Consider the following 20,284-nt stretch of genomic DNA (forward strand, 5'->3'; position numbering starts at 1 on the left):
GGAGGGGTTTTGATCGAAATCATAAAGCAACTTCTTGAACTGGCCGGAGAAGACGGCGTCATTCGGCAACTTCAGCTTGACTACAAAGCGATACCTGCAAGAATTCAGCAGCTGGAAAAGCGGGTCAATGGCGCGGAAGAAGGTCTCGAAGATTGTACAAATCGTCTTCTGGTAGTCGAAGAGCGCAAGAACCAGGCGGAAAGAGAGCTCGAGGAGATCCGTTCGAACATTGCCAAGAGCAATTCGAAACGTTCACGGGTGAAAACAAACCGCGAGTATTGGGCCACCATGAAAGAGGTCGAAGACTTGAAGGTGCTGATGAAAACCAAGGAGGAAGAAGTCCTTTCCATTCTGGAGGAGTCGGAATCCTTGGGCAAAGAAAAGGCCGGTTTGCTCGAGAAATTGGAAGCGGCGAAGCCCGGCCTCGAGACGGAGATCAGGGACCTCAAGGCGAGACTGGAAGTGGCGCAAGCCGAAATCGACAGGCGGTTGGAGGCTCGGGGGAAATTGGCCTGTGCGGTCGAAAAGAACCTGTTGGAACGATACGAGGCCCTGACTAGCGCCCCCGGGGGACAAGCATTGGCGGGCGTTCGGGACGGTATATGCATGGCCTGCAATATGTCCATTCCGCCTCAGGTGTACAACCAACTCTTGCGGAACGATCAGTTGCTGAGTTGTCCCAACTGCCAGCGGATCATCTACTGGCTCGATCACGAAGATCTGGAAGGCTCTGCGGGTCAATAGCGGGGCGGAATCTTCCGATTCACGCTGATCTTCAAAAGTGGGACGGGTTTTGGTACGGTTGTTCCGTGCAGGGATGATCTTTGAGGTCCTTTGAGGTCCGACGAAACGAGTGTTTCCGAACATTTTGTGCCGGAGTAGTCCAGGTGATCGCCGGCTCTCCTCGTGGGAGCGGGAGGAAAGTCCGAGCTCCACAGGGCGGGGTGGTCCGTAACGCGGACTGGGGGCGACCCTAAGGAAAGTGCCACAGAAAACAAACCGCCTCCGTATCGGAGGTAAGGGTGAAACGGTGAGGCAAGAGCTCACCAGATTCGATGGTGACATCGAATGCTAGGTAAACCCCACCCGGAGCAAGACCAAATAGGAGGGCGCTACAAGGCGGCCCGTCTTTTGCCCTCGGGTAGGTCGCTCGAGGTTCCGGGCAACCGGAATCCTAGATGAATGATCACCGCCCCGCATCGGGCAACCTGTGCGGGGAACAGAACTCGGCTTATGGACTGCTCCGGCACTTCTTTTTCTCTGGAACACCGGTCGTATCGGTCCGGGTGTACCCTTCTCAACCCACAGCTCCCGGAATATGAAATACAGCGACGAGCCCATACCCAGACCTTTCTGTTATGCCGTTATCCCCGCTGCCGGGCAAGGCTTGCGCATGGGAACTCCCCTGCAAAAACAGTTCTTGCACCTGTGGGGAAAACCGATACTTGCCCGGACGATCGAAGTGTTCGAACAATCCGCAAGCATAGACGGCATCATAGTGGTCACGCCGGAAGACCGACTCGATTTTTGCCGGGATGAAATCATTGACCGGTACCATTTTCACAAGGTCCGTGACGTCGTCCCCGGCGGCAAAGAGCGACAGGATTCCGTATTCAACGGGCTATGCGCGGTACCGGAAACCGCGGACGTGGTCGCGATACATGACGGCGTGAGGCCCCTGGTTACCGTTGAACTCATCGCGAACACGATTCTCGCGGCGTACGAAAAGGGCGCTGCCATAGCGGCTCAGCCGGCGCATGAAACGGTGAAACTGTCCGAAGACGGCGCCACGGTGGCTCGAACGCTGGACCGTAACCGGATCTTTTTGGCTCAAACTCCCCAAACGTTCAGGCGCAGCCTGATATGGGAGGCGCACACAAAGGCCAGAGAAAGACGGTTTTACGCTACGGACGATGCCATGCTGATCGAGGCGCTGGGATATACGGTGCAGATCGTTCCCGGCATTCCACAGAACATCAAAATTACCACACCCGCGGATCTCAAGCTCGCCGAAGCGCTTGGAAATGGATCTGCTTCCTGAACGAATACGTAAGCAAGCCCATCAATCGGCCCTGTTGATCGGGGAAACCTCTGGGCATCAGACGCTTTGCCGGATTCCGGTTTTTCCGGACCCGTGAAAAAGACCCTTGTGCTGACCCCATTCTTTTGCTTAAGTACGGACGGTGAATCGGCCCGGACCGTTCCGGCCCGGCCCAGAGGAAAGAGGGAAAGGCGCAACGTTTGAAACCCTTACCGTCAGACGGAGAGACGCATCGGTCAACATGCGTGTAGGTATAGGATACGACAGCCACCGGTTTCTCGAAGGACGCAAACTGGTTCTCGGTGGAGTGGAAATTCAGCATACGTTGGGCTTATCCGGACACTCGGACGCGGACGCGCTGATCCACGCCATCTGCGACGCCCTGCTTGGAGCCGCCGGATTGGGTGACATCGGCGCTCTATTTCCGGACTCGGATCCGGCCAACAAAGACCGGTCCAGTCTTGAATTCTTGCGGCAAATACGCGACCTGTTGCATGATCACCACCTCAAGCCGGTGAATATAGATGCAACCGTGATTGCGGAGGCGCCGAAACTGAGACCCTATATATCGGATATGTGCGGCGCCATGGCCCGGGTCCTCGGTATGGACCCCACGCGCATCGGCGTCAAAGCCAAAACCAACGAGACAATGGGATTTGTGGGGCGCGGCGAAGGTATTGCCGTTTTCGCGGTCGCCCTTCTCGAGGAGAATACATGAGTGACAGGGTGAGGGTCCGCTTTGCTCCCAGTCCCACAGGAGAACTGCACATCGGCAACGCTCGAACCGCTCTGTTTAATTGGCTGTTCGCACGTAGGCATAACGGCGAGATGGTTCTGCGGATCGAGGATACCGATCTGGATCGGTCTGCGACCAAATATATCACATCGACCATGAAAGAGCTCCAGTGGATGGGTATCCGCTGGGACGAGGGACCGGACGTCGGAGGCCCTTACGGCCCGTATCGGCAGACGGAGCGTCTGGAAATCTATCACGAATTTCTCGAGCGGCTAAAACAATCCGATCAGGCTTATCCCTGTTATTGCTCGCAAGAGGACCTCGAACGCGAGCGTAAAGAACAGCTCGCGCGGGGCCTGCCTCCCCGGTATTCGGGGAGATGTCGCCGCCTGACTCAGGCTGAACGAGACAAACTGGAAAACGAAGGCATGATCCCTACCCTGCGCTTCCGCGTGGGTTCAGGCGCGGTTTCCCTCGAAGACGAGCTGCATGGTCCGATTACGTTTCCCGCGAATACGCTTGGCGATTTCATCGTGGTGCGATCCACGGGGGTCCCTTCGTATAACTTTGCCGTTGTGGTGGACGACATCCTCATGAAGATCACCCACGTTATCCGGGGAGAAGATCACATCAGCAACACTCCGAGACAGCTTCTCTTGTACCGGTTCTTCGGTGCAACGCCACCGAAATTCGCCCATCACGCCCTTATCGTCGGTAAGGATCGGGCCAAATTGAGTAAACGGCACGGCGTCACTTCCGTGTCCGCCTTCCGCGAAAGAGGCTATCTGCCTCAGGCATTGACCAACTACCTGGCCTACCTCGGCGGCCATTTTCCGGGTCCCAAGGAAGTGTACGGTGCGGACGAGCTGGCAAACATGTTCGACCTGCAGTCCCTCAGCAAGAAAAGCGCCACCTTCGATCCGGACAAACTGAACTGGTTCAATGCTCAGCACTTGCGGCTCTTGAGCCCCGACGAGGCTATACGCGCGATGATTCCTTTCCTTGAAAAGGAGGGTTTCAACGTAAACGAATATCCGGCTGAATGGTTGGCGGAAGCGGTCGAGGCCATACTCCCCAATGCAGTCACCCTCGAGGACGCCGTTTCTTTCCTGCGATGTTTCCTTTCGGACGAACCGGAGATATCCGAGGAAGCGCGAACTCAACTTGCGGAACCCGATACACGGCCAATGCTTTCAACTACAGCGGACGTCATTTCCGGAGTCGAAGCGATCACTCCGGAATCCGTGGGAAGCTTGCTGAAATCCGCCCAAAAGAGAACCGAACTGCGCGGAAAACGCTTCTACCACCCTCTGCGGGCCGCTCTTACCGGTTCCACTCAAGGTCCTGAATTGGATAAGGTCCTGCTGGTGCTCGGCAAACAGAGAGTACTGGAACGCATTCACCGGGCCCTGGAGATGTCGAAGAGAGACCAAGGATAAAGCGAGCACAGAATATCCGGATCATGGAGTAGTGGAATGTCTCAAGTCATATATAATACGTTGTCCAATAAGAAAGAACTGCTGACGCCCCTCTCCGGTAATCGAATCAACGCGTACGTTTGCGGCATCACGGCATACGATTACAGTCACATTGGCCACGCCCGATCCGTCGTTGTCTTCGATGTGATCGTTCGATACTTGCGGCAGAGAGGATTTGAAGTCCGTTTTGTCAGAAATTTCACGGACGTCGATGACAAGATCATCAAGCGGGCTCAGCAGGAACAGAGCACGTGCGAAGCCGTCTCCGGAAAATTCATCCAGGAATTCCGAAAGGACATGGCGGCCCTGGGAGCCTTGAATCCCGACCAGGAGCCGCTGGCCACGGAATACATTCCCAACATGATCGAGACCATCCGACTCCTCGTGGAAAAAGGGCACGCTTATGAATCCCAGGGAAGCGTCTATTTTTCCGTGTCCTCCTTTCCCGGGTACGGCAAGCTGTCCGGGAGAGATACGGACGAGTTGATGACCGGCGTCCGGATCGAAGTGGACGAAAACAAACGAGAACCCCTGGACTTCGCGCTCTGGAAGGCCGCCAAGCCGGGGGAACCGCACTGGAGCAGCCCTTGGGGAGAAGGCCGTCCGGGCTGGCATATTGAATGCTCCGTCATGAGTACCTCGATTCTGGGACCCACCCTCGACATCCATGGCGGAGGCAAGGATTTGATCTTTCCCCACCACGAGAATGAAATCGCCCAGGCCGAAGCCGCTACCGGCAAACCCTTCGTTCGCTTCTGGCTTCACAACGGATTCATCAACATCGATCGCCAAAAGATGTCAAAATCGTTGGGAAATTTTCTGACGGTACGGGACATCCTGAAACAATTTCATCCGGAATCCGTACGCCTTTTTCTGCTGTCCAAGCATTATCGGAGTCCTCTCGACTACTCTGACGAGAGTCTGCGGGAAGTGGAAAGCAGCGTCGAACGCGTGTACAACACTCTGAAACGCATAGATGAAATCTGCGTCGGCGTCGAGCCTGAGACGCCTGCCTCCGGGAATCTTTCCACCGTGGCCGACGAGCTGCTGGAAAAAAGCGGAACCCTGTCTGACCGATTTGCGGAAGCCATGGATGACGACTTCAACACGGCCAAGGCCACCGGCCTTCTCTTCGACCTGGTACGATCCATGAACCGGTTTCTGGACGAAATCGCCGGCGCTCCGACCCCCGAACAAGCCTTTGTGCTCAAACGCAGCCAAGCGGCAATGATCGAGACGGCGAGGACCCTCGGTGTGTTTCAGATGGGGTGGAATACGTTTTTCGAATCCAGAACCCGGAAAGCGCTCGAGGAAGAAGGCGTTTCCGTCGAAGAAATCGAGCGTCTGATCCAGGAACGCACCACGGCGCGAAAAGAAAGAGACTGGGCCAAAGCTGATCGGATCCGCCATTCCCTCGAGGGGCGTGGTGTTCTTCTCGAAGATACTCCGGAAGGGACCCGCTGGAGGACGAACTGAGTGGCCGACCGGCGATTTCGGATGGAGACGGAATTCACCCTCAAGGGAGACCAGCCTCGTGCCGTGGATGAATTGACGCGGGGCCTTGAAATGAGACTGAAACATCAGGTCTTACTTGGCGTGACCGGCTCCGGTAAAACATTCACCATGGCCAAGGTGGTGGAAACGGTCCAGCGCCCTACCCTTATCATTGCCCCCAACAAGACCCTGGGGGCTCAACTGTACGGCGAATTCAAGGAGCTGTTTCCACACAACGCGGTCGAGTATTTTATTTCCTACTACGATTACTACCAGCCCGAAGCGTACATCCCCAGCACGGACACCTACATCGAAAAAGACGCGAACATCAATGAACATATCGACAAGATGCGTCATTCGGCCACTCGTTCTCTGCTCGATCGCCGCGACGTGGTCATCATCGCTTCCGTTTCGTGCATCTACGGTCTGGGATCTCCGGAAGCTTACTACGGCATGCTGCTCATGCTCGAGCCGGGAATGGAAATCTCCCGAGATCAGGCGCTCCGAAAGCTGGTGGAAATTCATTACGAACGCAACGATTACGATTTCCACCGTGGCGCCTTTCGCGTTCGAGGCGACGTGGTGGAAATCTTCCCCGCGTACGAAGAAGATCGGGCCCTCCGAGTGGAGTTCTTTGGCGATGAAGTCGACACTCTGAAACTCTTCGATCCCCTCACAGGCAAAACGCTCGGTTCCGTGGAACGGGCGGCCGTTTACCCGGCCAGCCACTACGTCACTACGCGGGACCGCCTGCAGCAAGCGACCAAAGCCATCAAGGAGGAGATGAAGGAACGGGTGGCGTACTTCCTGGAACAACGGCGGTTTATCGAGGCCCAGCGCATCGAGGAGCGGACCATGTTCGATCTCGAAATGATTCGGGAGCTGGGATTTTGCCACGGCATCGAGAACTATTCCAGACACTTGACCGGAAGGCGTCCCGGAGAACACCCCCCTACCCTCCTCGAGTACTTCCCGGACGATTTCCTGTTGATTATTGACGAGAGTCATATCACGGTTCCGCAGATTTCCGCCATGTATCGTGGAGACCGTTCCCGAAAAGAGACCCTGGTGGAATACGGGTTCAGGCTGCCTTCGGCCCTGGACAACCGTCCTCTGAATTTCCAGGAATTCGAGGAAATGATAGACCAGGTCATCTATGCTTCGGCCACACCGGGCGATTACGAACTTCACAAGGCCGAAGGCCGGGTGGTCGAACAGATCATTCGTCCCACCGGTCTCATCGACCCCGCCGTAGAGGTCCATCCCGCCCAGAACCAGGTGGACGATCTGTACGGGGAAATACGACGGCGCGTCGAGCGAAACGAGCGAGTACTCGTGACCACCCTCACTAAACGAATGGCCGAGGATCTGAGCGAGTACCTGGCCAATCTGGGTGTGCGCGTCAACTACATGCATTCGGACATTTCCACGTTGGATCGCATCGAACTCATCCGGGACCTGCGTCTGGGCAAATTCGACGTCATGGTGGGCATAAACCTGCTGAGGGAAGGCCTGGATTTGCCCGAGGTCAGCCTTGTAGCCATACTCGACGCGGATAAGGAGGGGTTCCTGCGCTCGGAGCGCTCCCTCATTCAGACCATCGGCCGCGCCGCCCGCAACGTAAACGGTGAAGTCATTTTGTATGCGGACCGGATGACCCCCTCCATGGAGCGCACCATCCAGGAAACCCAGCGACGCCGGGAACTCCAGGAGGCATATAATACCGAACACGGCATAACTCCACAGACCGTGCGCAAGAACATTTCCGACGTGCTTTGCTCGGTTTACGAAACCGACTACTACACGGTCGCCGTGCCCGGTGACGGGGGCGAAGTGGCCGAAGACCAGGTTCCCTATAAATCCACCAAAGAGATCGGCGGCCTTATTAAAGATCTGGAGGCCAAGATGCGCGGCGCCGCCAAGGAACTCCGTTTCGAAGAAGCCGCCGTATACCGGGATCGCATCAAGGAACTGAAAGAAATGGAATTGGAAGTGCTCTGAGCGTGCCGCACCGCCGACGGCGGAGCGGCGGAATTCTTGACCTACCCTCTCGGCCTTATCGGGATTCAAGAGCTTAGTTGCCTGTCTTGCAAAGCTACAACTCAGGAAGGGCTAATCAAACTTTGAGTGCTTGCCGCAAAAGCAAATCATCAGTCAACCTATTTGGAGTTCCTGGTAAAACTTGAGTATCTCGTCTTTGACCTTCTTTAATTCATTATTGCCCTTGGCTTCTCCCTTACGGTGCGCGTAGCTAAGCGTCTTGATTATCTTACATTTTGGCAAAATGTTTTTAATATCACGACCATATGAATGTGTTTTGAATCCAGATAAGATTACCAAATCAGGACCAATCTCTTTGATAAGTCTTCCGGTGTGTAGGCCGAAGCATTGATTAAGCATTCCTTTCCACGTCTTGTCGGACTTCGATGCGCACCATGCGATATTTGCAAATGCAATGTGATTCAGCTTTAGCCCCATGCCTGTTATGTAGAATTCTGTAAACTGCCCTGGCCTATTTCCCCAGGTTTTCATGGCTTTGGCTTGGAAAGCAAATAATTCTTCTAGTCCAACTTTTCCATTCTTGTATTCATACAAGATTTTTCGAAATCGCTTGTTCAGTTCTCTATGCTCAGGTTTATTGCCGACACCTGGCTGCTTACATACCACCATTATTCTGTGATCAGTCTTGAAATAATCCTTTCCGATAAAACGAGGCTGCGCAATATCAATTAATGCGGGTTCGGCCATTCGCATATCAAAGCACTTACGGCAGTTCAAAGACTCCTGAAAAATTTGCTCAACGTTTTGCCACTGAGCAGGACTCGTCATGTCCACGGTTCACCTCCTCCGTTTTTAGCAGTCTCTTGATAAGTATACTCTCAAGCTGCAAAACCGTGTCAAGTGGATTGATTGGTCGGATTTGCGGCGCTTGCTCCTATATCCCTCACTGAGGCGGGAGAAGTGCTGATTAAAGGGATCAAATAATCCAAAGTAGCTCGGATGGATTTCTTCTGTTTCCCGTTCTTCACTGGAGGATTCAAAGGCGCGGCCTTTTTCCAAAAAGGAATCTCTCCGAGCAATCACACGGGGAGCAATCGTAATAAAAAACGCCATCCCCGATCCGGCGGGATGGCGTCTGTTCGAGTATTCTCTCGGTAAATTTCCGGCTAAGCCGCCTTTTCCAGTCGGACCGAGCAGACTTTCAGCTCCGGTATCTTGGCAATGGGATCGAAGGCCGTGTTGGTCAGCACATTGGCCGAGGCCTCCGCGAAATGGAACGGCATGAACACCGTCCCCTTATCCACGCGGTTGGTGATATGGACATCCGCCACGATGGATCCCCTTCTGGAAATGAGTTTCGCCGAACCGCCCTCCTTAAGACCGATCTTCTTGGCGTCGTCAGGATTCACTTCCATGAACCCTCTGGGCATTTCGCGATCCAGGGATGGGGAGTTACGCGTCATGGTGCCGGTGTGATAATGCGCGTACACCCGCCCGGTGCTCAGCCAGAACGGATATTCCTGGTCCGGTGACTCGGCCGGGGACTTGTATTCGATGGCGTGGAACAGTCCTTTTCCCCGCACGAAACGATCTTTGTGCAGGAACTTGGTGCCCGGATGGTCGGCCGTGGGGCACGGCCAGCACAAGCCTTCGCCCTCGAGTCGATCATAGGTGATACCACCGTACGAAGGCGTAACCGTGGCTATTTCGTCCTGGATCTCTTTGGGAGAAGCGTAGTTCGCCCGGTATCCCATACGGCTGATCATGTCCGAGATGATTTCCCAGTCGGCCCGGGCTTCTCCCGGCGGCTCGACGGCCTTTCGAACCCTCTGAACCCGGCGCTCGGTATTCGCGAATGTCCCGTCCTTTTCGGCGAAAGCGGCTCCGGGTAAGACCACGTGCGCAAGTTCCGCCGTGGGCGTCATGAAGATATCGATGACCAGCAGGAAGTCCAACTTCTTCAGGGCATCCACAACATGGTGGGAATCCGGGTCGCTCACAACGGGATTCTCTCCCAGGATCACCAGTCCTTTCATCTTGCCCGCGTTGATGGCCGGGAACATGTCCGTGATGGTGAGCCCGAGGTTGGGATCGAGCTTCAGTCCCCACGCCTTTTCGAATTTCTCGCGCGCCGCATCGCTGGTCACCGGTTGGTAGGCCGGGTATACGTTGGGCAGACCGCCCATGTCGCAGGCCCCCTGCACGTTGTTCTGCCCGCGGAGCGGGTTCACGCCCGTGGATTCCCGCCCGATCTGACCCGCGATCATGGCCAGGTTGGCAAGGGATTTGACATTGTCTACACCGGTGGTGTGCTGGGTGATGCCCATGGTATACAGAATGGTGCTCTTTTCGGATTTGGCGTACCATTCCGCGATCTGAACGATGGTCTCAGGCGCCACACCCGTAATCTTAGACACCTTCTCTGGAGGATAGTTCTCGAGGACAGCGACCAGGGCCTCGAATCCTTCCGTCCGCTCCTTGATAAACGCATCGGCATGCCAGTTGTTCTTGTAAATCGCGTGCATGATGCCATTGATGAGCGCCACGTCCGTCCCTAATTTCATGCGGGCGAAAACATCCGCTATGGAGGACATGTGGATCTCTCGCGGATCGCACACGATGATCTTGGCTCCCTTGGCCTTGGCGCGGAATACCCGCGTAGCCACCAGCGGATGCGCCACCGTGGTATTCGAGCCGATGATCAGAATACAGTCGGCGTCCTCGATCTCCGCAATCGAGTTGGTCATGGCGCCGCTGCCGAACGCCGTGGCAAGACCTGCCACGGTGGAAGAGTGTCAGAGACGTGCGCAGTGGTCTACGTTATTCGTTCCGATGACCGCCCGCGCGAATTTCTGCAGCAAATAGTTCTCTTCGTTGGTGCACTTGGCCGAAGTGAAAAAACCGATACTGTTCGGACCGTGCTGGTCCTTGATTTTCTGCAGTTGTTTACAAGCCACATCCATGGCCTCATCCCAGGAAACCTGCTGCAGTTCGTCCACTTTCCGTACATACGGATGGGCGAGCCGCTTGGGACTACTTATAAACTCGTGGGCTTTCCAGCCCTTGATACACAGTTTGCCTTCGTTGACAGGACCGGTCTTGTTGGGGAGAACCCCGCGTAATTTTCCGTCCACAACTTCCAGTATCATGGAACACCCGCAGCCGCAGTAGGGGCAGGTGCTGATGACCGATTTATACATCTCCATTCAAAAAACTCCTCCATAGGGACAGAGGTGACGTCGGTGACCGCGGAAAGCGGTCTTTCGAAACATCGCTTCCGGGAATGTGTCCGTCAGAAAAAACCCGGATGCGTTATATTATTTTAGAAAGCCGGATCTAAAGGGAAATATTATACAAATCTCTCGTGGAAAGTAAAATGAAAAACGAGACACTGCGGGCATGCCCCTCTCGGAAACGTCAAGCCCCCGATTCCGAATGGCCTATTATGCGCCGGAATCCCGAGTAGGCCGTGAATTTGCCGCCCCGTACAAGTCCGATCAGCGTTCTCTTGTACTTTACGCCCAGTTGGACCGCCAGGTCCGTGGCCGCGTGGCGGGATATCAGCACGGGGAGCCCCATACGGCCGATCTTCAGTACGATCTCCGAAGTGATCCGCCCCGTGGTGATGAGGATCTTGTTGTCCATGGGTATGCCTTCCATGGCGCACTGGCCGTAAATCTTGTCAACGGCGTTGTGTCTGCCCACGTCCGCGCGGAACACCAGCAATTCCCTTCCCTCCGCCAGGGCGCAGTTATGCGTGCCGCGCGTCTCCTTATAGAGGCTGGAACTTGCCGTCAGTTCGTGCATCAGGTGAAATATGTCATCCGGTCCGATACGCAGGTCGTCCGAGGCTTCCTTGATATCGCCTTCCACCGAAAAGTGGAACGTGGTGCCTCGCCCGCAACCCGTTGTAATAACCGGCTTCTCGCGCGCCGCGATTCGATCGGACGTGCGATCCTCGGAGGTCCGAACGCGGACCGTCCCCGCCTTCCCGTCAACGTCCACCGACTCTATTCGACCGGCGTCCCGGATCAATCCCTCGGACAGGCAGAAGCCTACGGCGAGGTAGTCCGGCGCATCGTCGATACACAGCAGCGTCACGATCTCCTCGCCGTTCAGAACGATGGTGACAGGAGTTTCCCGGACCACCTGGGTCCGGCTTGCGGTAAAGGACCCCTCCTTGAAAGTGAGGGCCCGCACCTTTCTGGAAACGGTGTGATTCGACATGAGTTACCCTTGAGAAACCATAACCCGGTCCGCCCGAGCATCTATTCGGGGGGCAGGTCCCGCGCGCTCTGCGAGGGGAAAAATTCGACAAAAACGTGATCGTCCGCTTCGACACAGGCCCGTTTCATGCCGTCGTATCGTTCCACCAGTTCTTCCCCGGCGTGCGTCAATCGGGAACCTCTCTTGTTGTCCGTCTCGACGATCTTCATGTTCAGGCATTGCTCGGTGGCCTTGACCCTGGCCCAGACCCCTCGATACGACATGCCCAATTCCTTGGCCGTCCGGTTCATGGAGCCCGTCCTCCGGATGGTCTTGAAAATCTTCAAGCGCCCTTCGCCCATGAACACGTTGCCATCCTCATCCTCGAGCCAATGCTTGGACCGGATCCTGATTTTCACCATAGTCGTCCTCCTATACCCTGCAGCGGCCGTGGAAAGGCTCACGGGCCGATCTCCGTCCAGAATTCCCCGCTCATTCCCGGATCGTACCCACCCAGGGACATCATGCGCTCCCGAAATGGCTCCGTCGCCGCCGTATCGAGCAGCATTCGAACCCGTTCGTCTTCCAGGAAAGGAGAAGGAATAACCAGATCGTACTGCTCTTGCACCACGGGGATAAAATCCAGATCCAGCGCACGGGCCGCTGCAAAAATTCCCAGTCCCACATCTGAAACACCACTCTTTACGTCCACGGCTACAGCCATGTGAGTGTATTCTTCCCTGTCGTATCCGTGAATGGCCGTCGGATCGATCCCCTGCTGTTTCAGGCGGAAATCCAGGAGAATCCGAGTGCCGGATCCCGCCTGACGGTTCATGAAGGTGACGTCCTCTCTGGCCAGATCTTCCAGCCCCCGGATGCCCTTGGGGTTGCCTTTTCGAAGGATGAGCCCCTGCTCCCGCCGCACTAGATGAAACAACGAAACCTTCATGCCCGGGAGGTACTTCTTTACGTAAGAACGATTATACTCGCCGGTGTCCTCCTCGAGGAGGTGGGAACCGGCCGCGTGGGCGCAGCCGTTCCGGAGTGCGAGCAGTCCTCCGAGGCTTCCGACATTGGCTGAACTGAGGCGGAATCCCCTGGGGTCCCGTTTCATGAGGTCTCCCAGAACGTCTATACTCATGTCGTGGCTGCCGATCACCACCAGGGTCCGATCGAGCACTGCGTCTTCCACCAGCAGCTCGGCTTCGGCCTCAGCGTCACGCGGAAGACCTTCCGAAAATTCTGAAAGCCGGACGATACCCTCGGCCCGAGTCAACGTTGTGATCGAGCCCGCGCCCCTGGGTAACGGCGTGGCGACGATGCGGTCATTCACCCTGCCCAGGTTCACCCGCAGAAACTCCTCTACTCCCAGTTTCGATGGGACCGCCCTGGATAGATGTACGCGCACCCGTTTCCGGGTCTTCTCAGGGATTCCCTGCAAGGCGTACAAGAGCGGCGCGGCGAATTGATCGAAGGAAAGGGTCGCCGACACGGAGTATCCCGGATTACCGATAACCGGCTTACCGGACACCTCGGCCAGAATGGTGGGTTTTCCGGGCATCATGGCCACGCCGTGCACCAGCACCTCCCCCAACGCCTCCAGAACGTGATACGTGTAGTCTTCGCTTCCCGCCGAAGATCCCGCGTTGACGATCACCATATGGGCATCCGACTCCACGGCCGTCCGAACGGCCTCGTGGAGGTCTTCGTACACGTCACGCACGATGCCCTCGATTCGAGGAATGCCGCCGGATTCCGTGACCATGGCCGAGAGAATCACTGAGTTGGATTCGGGAATTCGCCCTTGAACTCCGACGCTCTCCGTTCTCTCACCGACAGGGCCCAGCAGTTCATTCCCCGTAGGAATGATCGTCACCCGGGGACGCTTCCAAACGAGAATCCGATCGACGTCGGCCGCCAACAGAGCGCCCAGATCGTAGGGGCGGATCCGGTGATTCCTGGGAAACAGCAGTTCCGTGGCCACCACGTCCTCGCCGACCTTGCGTACGTTCTCCCAGGGGTAAGCCGCCGTATGGATCTCGATGAATCCATCCGCGAGTTCCAGGAGCTTTTCCACCATGATCACGGAGTTGGCGCCTTCAGGAATCGGCTGACCGGTATTGATCCAGAACGCGTCCCGGTTCAGTTTCAATTTCTTGGGAGTGCGCTCCTGGGCGCCGTAAGTCCGTTCCGCGTGCACGGCCACACCGTCCATGGCCGCGGCATGAAAAGGCGGGGAAGAAATCCCGGCAAACACCGGATGGGAAGTGATCCTCCCGAGCCCCTCCAATACGGAAATCTCCTCCTCGCCCAGCAGGTTCCTGCCTGCAAAGCGATTCAACCACAATTCACGCGCTTCAACAAGGGACTTCATTTTCAGATAGATTTTGCGTTTCATGCTTGACCCCTGCGGCTAATGCCTCAGATTCAACACTTGCACTTCATCTCCCTCGTAGAGGCCCTCGGTGTTGCGATCGATCCGCACCAGACCGTCGGCTTCCACCAGCGTGGAAATGAGGCCGGATTTGCCCAAAACAGGAATGGCCACCCACCCGTCAGACTCCCGCGCCAACCGGACCCGTATGAAATCGTCGCGCCCTTGCGCCGAAGCCAGGTTGCGGCTGAGCCGGGCCGAGATCCGTCCAAAAGGCCCGTCGTCGGTGGTTGGCTTTCCGCTCAGCACGTTCAGCATGGGCCGAATAAACACCATAAACACGACCATGGCCGAAGCCACATGGCCCGGTATACCCCAGACCGATTTCGCGCCTGTCCGAGCCAGGATGGTGGGCTTGCCCGGGCTGATGCTTACGCCGTGAACCAGGATCTCCGAATCGGGCAGAGACCGGAACACGGACAGGGTAAAATCTCGAGCGCCCACGGAACTTCCCCCGGATATCAGGAGCATGTCGGCCGACTCGAGACCCTCGGTCGTTTTACATTTCAGGGCCTCGAAATCGTCCCGCACTAGCCCCAGGTCGAACACCAGGGCCCCGGCCTGCCGGCTCAAGGCTGCCAGGGTCACGCTGTTGATGTCCCGGACCTGCCCTGCTCCGGGCGTTTCCCCGGGTGAAACCAGTTCATCTCCGGTGGACAGGATGGCGACCCGGGGTCGACGGAAGACCGGGACGTTCCGGATACCGAGGCCCGCCAGGAGCCCCAGTTCCTGAGCCCTCAGCACGGCGCCCTTTCCGATCACCGTCTGTCCCAGGGCCACGTCTTCACCTGGTTGGATGACGTTCTCCCAGGGGGTCAGCGACTTCGAGATCTCGATCGTTTGCCCATCGAGGGCATGGGAATATTCCGCCATGACTACCGCATCCGCACCCCTGGGCAGCATTCCGCCCGTGGGAATGCGCGCCGCCTCGCCCGGTCCGAGTTCAAACTCCGCTTCTTCCGCCATGCCGATGTCGCCCGCAATATGGAGCAGGGCCGGCATCTGCTCGGATCCGCCGAACGTATCGCGGGCCCTTACCGCGTAGCCATCCACTGTTGAACGGGGAAACGGCGGAAGGTCCTCAGGGGACGTCACAGGTTCGGCCAAGACCCGGTCGAGGGCGTCGTCCAGGACAATGGTCTCCGGTTCCAGGGGGCCGAACGATTGAACGATTTCGAGGACTTTTTCCGTACTCACAACATTGAAAAACAGTTCCATCCAACACTCCGCGCGTCCGGGCGACACGCTCTCCGCAAATCCAACCCGCCGGCAAAATTCCACGAATCGGAAAGGGAGGAAACAGTTTCCAGGACATTTAAGGACCGAACACGAAAACGATAATGATTATGTCACACACGATATAACTATGCAAGTCCGGAATGGAACGGGGTATCGGGTGGATTCGAGCGCGAAGCCGCTCCACGACTCGGTTCGGGATGGAGATTTGGAATTGTGAGCTTTGTACCCGAGCACGTTTTTACGGATGCTCCATGCATGATGCCGTTCCGCGATTTGGCCGGCCAACCGCCGATTTTCAAGGTTGCAGGCTTTACAGGGTCTCGTAAGCGTCTTACTCTATTATCTATGAGGGACATTGACAACAATGCCGACCCCATGGTCCGCGACGAGATGCTCGAGTTTGCCCGACGGACCGGGCTTTCACCGGCAAGCAGCACTCCGACGCGCTACTTGTGGACGGACGCGTTCGCCGTGTGTAACTTCCTCGAGCTGTTTCGTCAATCCGGGGATGAAACCTACCGGCGTCTGGCCATGGACCTCGTTGAACAGGTACATCATACCCTCGGCCGGTACCGGCAAGACGGCCATCGAACCGGCTGGATCAGCGGTCTCGACGAGCAGGAGGGCCAAAACCACCCTACTTCAGGCGGCTTGCGAATCGGCAAGGCGATGAACGAACGGGGGCCTTTGGATCCCTTTGATGAACGTCTCGAGTGGGATCGGGACGGTCAGTACTATCACTACCTTACCAAATGGATGCATGCGCTTCACTGTTTGGGCAAGGTCATCCGGAACTCCATCTACCATACCTGGGCCGTGGAGCTGGCGAAAACGGTCCACGTCCGGTTTACTTATGAGCTTCCGTCCGGCGGTCCCAAGCGCATGTATTGGAAGATGAGCATTGACCTTTCCCGCCCCCTGGTGGAATCCATGGGGCGCCACGATCCCCTGGACGGTTTCATCACGTACAACGAGCTTCAGGCCGCGACGACCACGGGCGCCAACGCATCCGGGCACCCGGATCTTCAAGCGGAGATCGCCGATATGGCTCGCATCTGCGAGGGAAGAAGTTGGGCCACGGACGACCCGCTGGGGCTGGGCGGTCTTTTGTGTGACGCGTACAGAGTGGCGCAACTGACGGTCAACGGGCATTTTAAACAGACCGATTTCCTCGAGACCTTACTCGAGGCTTCCCTGTCAGGGCTGCAATCTTTTGCTCAACAGCATCAGTTGGCTCTGCCGCCGGATTACCGCTTGGCGTTTCGCGAACTGGGATTGAGCATCGGATTACACGCCGTCGAGCGGCTCCAGGCATGCATCGGGGAACATGCCGGCGCTTTCGACATCAAACGGCTGCGACCCACAATGGAGACCCTCATGAGGTACCGGCCGCTCTACGAAATCATCGAAGGATTCTGGCTGAAACCCATGATCAGAAGAGCCGACAGTTGGACGGGCCACCAGGATATTAATATGGTGATGCTGGCCACGAGCCTGGCTCCGGACGGATTTTTGAGGGTTTAGTCTGGAATATTTTCCGGGGGACTCCATTTTTACAGAAAGCCGTCCCCCGGTCCCCCGGCGAAAAACCTTTCACAGACGCCACACACCATGGGCGAGGCGTTTTCAAAAAGGAAATGGGGAAAGTCATGGTTGAGACCGCAAATACCGGCGCGCTGCTGAATCCGTTCGACTTGTACGGACTTCGATTAAAAAACAGGGTTGTCATGTCCCCCCTGACGCGAGGGCGGGCCGGCGTGGAGCGTCTTCCCAATGCATTGATGGCCGAATACTATTGCCAGCGGGCTTCCGCGGGCATGATCGACTCGGAAGCCACGGTGGTGTCAAAGCAAGGCATCGGGTGGCTGAACAGTCCGGGCATCTATTCCGACGAGCAGGCGGAAGGCTGGAAGAAAGTCGTCGATGCGGTTCACGCCAAGGGAACCGTCATGTTCCTCCAGCTCTGGCACTGTGGAAGAGCCTCCCACAGCAGTTTTCATGAGCATGGGGAACTCCCGGTGGCTCCTTCGGCCGTCAGACTGGAGGGAGACACCATCCGTACACCCACGGGCAAACATACGCATGAAACGCCACGGGCGTTAGAAACGGAAGAAGTACCCCTGGTTGTCGAAGACTATCGGAGCGCCGCCGAACGGGCCAAAGCCGCCGGATTCGACGGTGTGGAGATACACGCGGCCAATGGATACCTCATTGACGAGTTCCTGCAATCCAAGACCAATCATCGCACCGATCGCTATGGGGGGAGTATCGAGAACCGGTACCGCTTCCTGGACGAGATCGTGAACGCCATACTCACGGTCTGGCCTTCGAATCGGGTAGGTGTGCATGTATCGCCCAACGGCAGTTTCAACGATATGGGCTCACCGGATTTTCGTGAGACCTTTCTCTATGTGGCTGCTCAGCTCAACCGATACAAGCCGGCGTACTTGCACGTGGTGGACGGCCTGGCCTTCGGCTTTCACAAACTCGGACCCGCGATGACCTTGCCCGAATTCCGGAAGGTGTTCGGAGGTCCGCTCATCGGGAATTGCGGGTACGCGCAGGAGACCGCGGAGGCCGCAATTCGGAGCGGTCAGGCCGATCTCATCTCCTTTGGCCGTCCGTTTATCAGCAATCCCGATCTCGTGGAACGCTTTGCCAACGGTTGGCCGTTGAATCCGCCGGCGGATCCGAAAATCTATTACTCATTTGATGAAATCGGGTATACGGATTTTCCCCGCTACGAGGCTTCCGGCCTCGCCTCATAACAGTAAGCTCACCGGTTTTGCAGGGCTATGCCCTTCGACGGGCCTGCAGGGCGGCCTTTCGATTGCTCCGGAATGCCGCCTCACACCCGATTTTCACGCCCCGTGGAACTTGGCCCTCCGAGAAAGTTCTTGCTTTCCGTGCCCCGATTGTTTCTATTTACTCGTCCAAAACCCGGCTGCTGTTTTTCCTGACCCGGGATATTCACGAAGCGCAATCTGCCTGCCGGCAAGGCGGCAGGGACCCTCCGGCAGCCTCAGGCCGGGGCGAAGCTGCATCCCGATGGGTGAACGGGATACGACGTAAGATTTCATGAATATTTCAGGCTGACTCCTCGAAGGTATCTCATGTCGTTATCGCTTTTTTGGATCGCGTTTTTCATCGCCGGCGGCATAGCACTTCTTTTTTACTGCGGAAACCTGCTGGTCCGGGGTGCGGCCTCACTTGCCATGCGTAAGGGGTTGTCCCGGATGACGGTAGGCTTGACTCTAGTGGCCCTAGGCACCTCCGCTCCGGAGTTCTTCGTGTCGTTGCTCGCCGGTGTGAAAGGAAGCTCCGAGATATCCATTGGGAACATCATGGGGTCCAACATCGCGAATATCGCGCTCATCTTGGGCTTTTCCGCAGCCCTACGCCCGATGCTGGTTCAGAGACGGACCCTGCGATTCGAGATGCCGTTCGTGATGGCTTCCTCGTTGATCTTCTATTTGTTTGCACTGGGCGGACGAATTGCGAGGTGGGAAGGACTCGTTCTGATAGCGCTCCTGGCGTTATTCCTTACCTACTGTGTCCGGACCGCCCGTGAAAAACATCCGCATATCGGAATGGTGACCCTCGTAGGGAACTTGAAAACCGACCTCTTCTGCATCGTCGTTGGGTTGGTGGGGCTCACCGCAGGTTCTGAAATGTTCGTGCGGGGCGCCTCTTCCCTTGCGCGAATGCTGGGCGTTTCGGAATATGCGATCGGACTTACGGTAGTCGCTCTGGGCACGTCTCTTCCCGAATTCGGGGCTTCGATTGTGGCCATTGTCCGCAAAGAAACCGAGATCTCGGTAGGCAATGTCATCGGGTCCAACATTTTCAACATCCTGTTCGTGCTCGGCACGGTTTCAACCATCCGTCCGCTTTACTGCCCTCCTGAAGCGCTTCAGGTGGATTTACCCATGATGATCCTCACCGCGGCCACGGCCTACGTGTTCCTGTATTCGCAGAAGAACCTGGCTCGGTGGGAAGGCGTCTTCCTGATGGCAACGTACGCAGCCTATCTGGCGATTATCGCGTGGTAAGCTCATTAGCACGGAAACTCCTAGGGCGTACCGCAAGGCTCCGATCGTGGATCAGCAGGCCTAAAGTTGGATCCACTGAGGCAGAAGCCATGCCAGAAGCCGAAGGGTGAGGTTGGCGTAGCAACCGGCCAGCACGTCGTCCAGCACGACGCCCAGTCCGCCGCTCAGGTTAGCGTCGATCCAGGATGCCGGATACACCTTAAAAATATCGAATATACGGAAAAGGATCAGGCCGAACAAGGCGGTCTCGAAGGACCACGGTAGAAACGCCACGGCCACCAGATATCCCACCCACTCGTCCACTACGATCAGAGGGCTGTCTTTTTCAGCCAGCAGCTTTTCCGACGTGTGGGAGGCCCACAGGGCCAAAAGAAAAGCCACACAAACCACCACGGTGTACGTTGGCCGGGAAATCCAACCTAGCATCAAAAAGGTCGGTATCCCCCAAACGATGGTGGCGGCTGTCCCCGAGGCGAAAGGAAAACGCCCGACGTGCGCCAAAGTAGCCACCAACAACGCAACACGACGCAAGCCGGCGCCGGCGGGAAGCGGCTTCAGATGAAAGCGATCTTTCAACATGAAAGTGTACGCACGTTCGGGATA

The 20,284-nt window shown here is 56.6% G+C and carries 16 protein-coding genes and 1 other RNA gene; 10 read left to right on the forward strand and 7 right to left on the reverse strand.

Annotation, left to right across the window (positions count from 1 at the left end; translation table 11 throughout):
- The first annotated feature begins 9 nt into the window (after positions 1-9).
- From HY788_14175 to uvrB, 7 genes are all read left to right on the forward strand, one after another.
- On the forward strand, positions 10-744 hold the full coding sequence (locus HY788_14175) for a hypothetical protein (GenBank protein ID MBI4775292.1): 735 nt from the start codon (positions 10-12) through the stop codon (positions 742-744).
- Positions 745-875: 131 nt separating this feature from the next.
- Positions 876-1,249: RNase P RNA component class A (rnpB, locus tag HY788_14180), an RNA gene on the forward strand.
- Positions 1,250-1,318: 69 nt separating this feature from the next.
- Entirely contained in the window at positions 1,319-2,041 is a 723-nt protein-coding gene (gene ispD, locus HY788_14185; protein ID MBI4775293.1) for a 2-C-methyl-D-erythritol 4-phosphate cytidylyltransferase, read from the forward strand.
- A 241-nt stretch (positions 2,042-2,282) separates the two neighbouring features.
- Positions 2,283-2,759 (forward strand): 2-C-methyl-D-erythritol 2,4-cyclodiphosphate synthase, encoded by a 477-nt coding sequence (locus HY788_14190; GenBank protein ID MBI4775294.1) that lies wholly within the window; start codon positions 2,283-2,285, stop codon positions 2,757-2,759.
- Positions 2,756-4,216 (forward strand): glutamate--tRNA ligase, encoded by a 1,461-nt coding sequence (locus tag HY788_14195; GenBank protein ID MBI4775295.1) that lies wholly within the window; start codon positions 2,756-2,758, stop codon positions 4,214-4,216. Before HY788_14190 ends, HY788_14195 begins: the two co-directional genes overlap by 4 nt.
- Positions 4,217-4,252: 36 nt before the next feature.
- Positions 4,253-5,731, forward strand: a complete 1,479-nt coding sequence (locus HY788_14200) for a cysteine--tRNA ligase (protein ID MBI4775296.1) — start codon at positions 4,253-4,255, stop codon at positions 5,729-5,731.
- Between the two features lie 21 nt (positions 5,732-5,752).
- The gene (gene uvrB, locus HY788_14205) at positions 5,753-7,750 is read left to right on the forward strand and encodes an excinuclease ABC subunit UvrB (GenBank protein MBI4775297.1); all 1,998 of its coding nucleotides are present in this window, start codon (positions 5,753-5,755) and stop codon (positions 7,748-7,750) included.
- Positions 7,751-7,903: 153 nt separating this feature from the next.
- Here uvrB and HY788_14210 read toward each other — a convergent pair whose 3' ends face one another.
- The 6 genes from HY788_14210 to HY788_14235 all read right to left on the reverse strand — a co-directional run bounded on the left by HY788_14210 (position 7,904) and on the right by HY788_14235 (position 15,608).
- Positions 7,904-8,584 (reverse strand): hypothetical protein, encoded by a 681-nt coding sequence (locus tag HY788_14210; protein ID MBI4775298.1) that lies wholly within the window; start codon positions 8,582-8,584, stop codon positions 7,904-7,906.
- A 332-nt stretch (positions 8,585-8,916) separates the two neighbouring features.
- Positions 8,917-10,956, reverse strand: a complete 2,040-nt coding sequence (gene fdhF, locus HY788_14215) for a formate dehydrogenase subunit alpha (protein ID MBI4775299.1) — start codon at positions 10,954-10,956, stop codon at positions 8,917-8,919.
- Between the two features lie 211 nt (positions 10,957-11,167).
- On the reverse strand, positions 11,168-11,977 hold the full coding sequence (fdhD, locus tag HY788_14220) for a formate dehydrogenase accessory sulfurtransferase FdhD (GenBank protein ID MBI4775300.1): 810 nt from the start codon (positions 11,975-11,977) through the stop codon (positions 11,168-11,170).
- Positions 11,978-12,018: 41 nt separating this feature from the next.
- The gene (locus HY788_14225) at positions 12,019-12,378 is read right to left on the reverse strand and encodes a LysR family transcriptional regulator (protein MBI4775301.1); all 360 of its coding nucleotides are present in this window, start codon (positions 12,376-12,378) and stop codon (positions 12,019-12,021) included.
- 38 nt (positions 12,379-12,416) lie between these two features.
- Positions 12,417-14,354 (reverse strand): molybdopterin biosynthesis protein, encoded by a 1,938-nt coding sequence (locus HY788_14230; protein MBI4775302.1) that lies wholly within the window; start codon positions 14,352-14,354, stop codon positions 12,417-12,419.
- Between the two features lie 15 nt (positions 14,355-14,369).
- Complete coding sequence (locus HY788_14235; protein ID MBI4775303.1) at positions 14,370-15,608, reverse strand: molybdopterin molybdotransferase MoeA; 1,239 nt, start codon at positions 15,606-15,608, stop codon at positions 14,370-14,372.
- A gap of 396 nt (positions 15,609-16,004) precedes the next feature.
- Between HY788_14235 and HY788_14240 the strand changes: the two genes are divergently transcribed.
- The 3 genes from HY788_14240 to HY788_14250 all read left to right on the forward strand — a co-directional run bounded on the left by HY788_14240 (position 16,005) and on the right by HY788_14250 (position 19,681).
- Entirely contained in the window at positions 16,005-17,153 is a 1,149-nt protein-coding gene (locus HY788_14240; GenBank protein MBI4775304.1) for a hypothetical protein, read from the forward strand.
- 125 nt (positions 17,154-17,278) lie between these two features.
- Positions 17,279-18,397 carry an alkene reductase gene (locus HY788_14245; protein MBI4775305.1) on the forward strand — a complete coding sequence of 373 codons (1,119 nt, stop codon included), beginning with the start codon at positions 17,279-17,281 and terminating at the stop codon, positions 18,395-18,397.
- A 345-nt stretch (positions 18,398-18,742) separates the two neighbouring features.
- On the forward strand, positions 18,743-19,681 hold the full coding sequence (locus tag HY788_14250; GenBank protein ID MBI4775306.1) for a calcium/sodium antiporter: 939 nt from the start codon (positions 18,743-18,745) through the stop codon (positions 19,679-19,681).
- Positions 19,682-19,741: 60 nt separating this feature from the next.
- Here HY788_14250 and HY788_14255 read toward each other — a convergent pair whose 3' ends face one another.
- Positions 19,742-20,260: a phosphatidylglycerophosphatase A gene (locus HY788_14255; GenBank protein MBI4775307.1), complete on the reverse strand. Its 519-nt coding sequence runs from the start codon at positions 20,258-20,260 to the stop codon at positions 19,742-19,744.
- Between the last annotated feature and the right edge of the window lie 24 nt (positions 20,261-20,284).

Source organism: Deltaproteobacteria bacterium (assembly GCA_016208165.1).
In the GTDB taxonomy this organism is placed as follows: Bacteria; Desulfobacterota; Desulfarculia; order JACQYL01; family JACQYL01; genus JACQYL01.

Coding starts and splice junctions, on each gene's coding strand:
- HY788_14190 (MBI4775294.1), top strand. CDS start 2,283: ATGCGTGTAGGTATAGGATACGACAGCCACCGGTTTCTCGAAGGACGC.
- fdhD (MBI4775300.1), bottom strand. CDS start 11,977: ATGTCGAATCACACCGTTTCCAGAAAGGTGCGGGCCCTCACTTTCAAG.
- HY788_14245 (MBI4775305.1), top strand. CDS start 17,279: ATGGTTGAGACCGCAAATACCGGCGCGCTGCTGAATCCGTTCGACTTG.
- uvrB (MBI4775297.1), top strand. CDS start 5,753: ATGGAGACGGAATTCACCCTCAAGGGAGACCAGCCTCGTGCCGTGGAT.
- HY788_14255 (MBI4775307.1), bottom strand. CDS start 20,260: ATGTTGAAAGATCGCTTTCATCTGAAGCCGCTTCCCGCCGGCGCCGGC.
- ispD (MBI4775293.1), top strand. CDS start 1,319: ATGAAATACAGCGACGAGCCCATACCCAGACCTTTCTGTTATGCCGTT.
- HY788_14200 (MBI4775296.1), top strand. CDS start 4,253: ATGTCTCAAGTCATATATAATACGTTGTCCAATAAGAAAGAACTGCTG.
- HY788_14235 (MBI4775303.1), bottom strand. CDS start 15,608: ATGGAACTGTTTTTCAATGTTGTGAGTACGGAAAAAGTCCTCGAAATC.
- HY788_14195 (MBI4775295.1), top strand. CDS start 2,756: ATGAGTGACAGGGTGAGGGTCCGCTTTGCTCCCAGTCCCACAGGAGAA.
- HY788_14250 (MBI4775306.1), top strand. CDS start 18,743: ATGTCGTTATCGCTTTTTTGGATCGCGTTTTTCATCGCCGGCGGCATA.
- HY788_14230 (MBI4775302.1), bottom strand. CDS start 14,354: ATGAAACGCAAAATCTATCTGAAAATGAAGTCCCTTGTTGAAGCGCGT.
- HY788_14240 (MBI4775304.1), top strand. CDS start 16,005: ATGGTCCGCGACGAGATGCTCGAGTTTGCCCGACGGACCGGGCTTTCA.
- HY788_14225 (MBI4775301.1), bottom strand. CDS start 12,378: ATGGTGAAAATCAGGATCCGGTCCAAGCATTGGCTCGAGGATGAGGAT.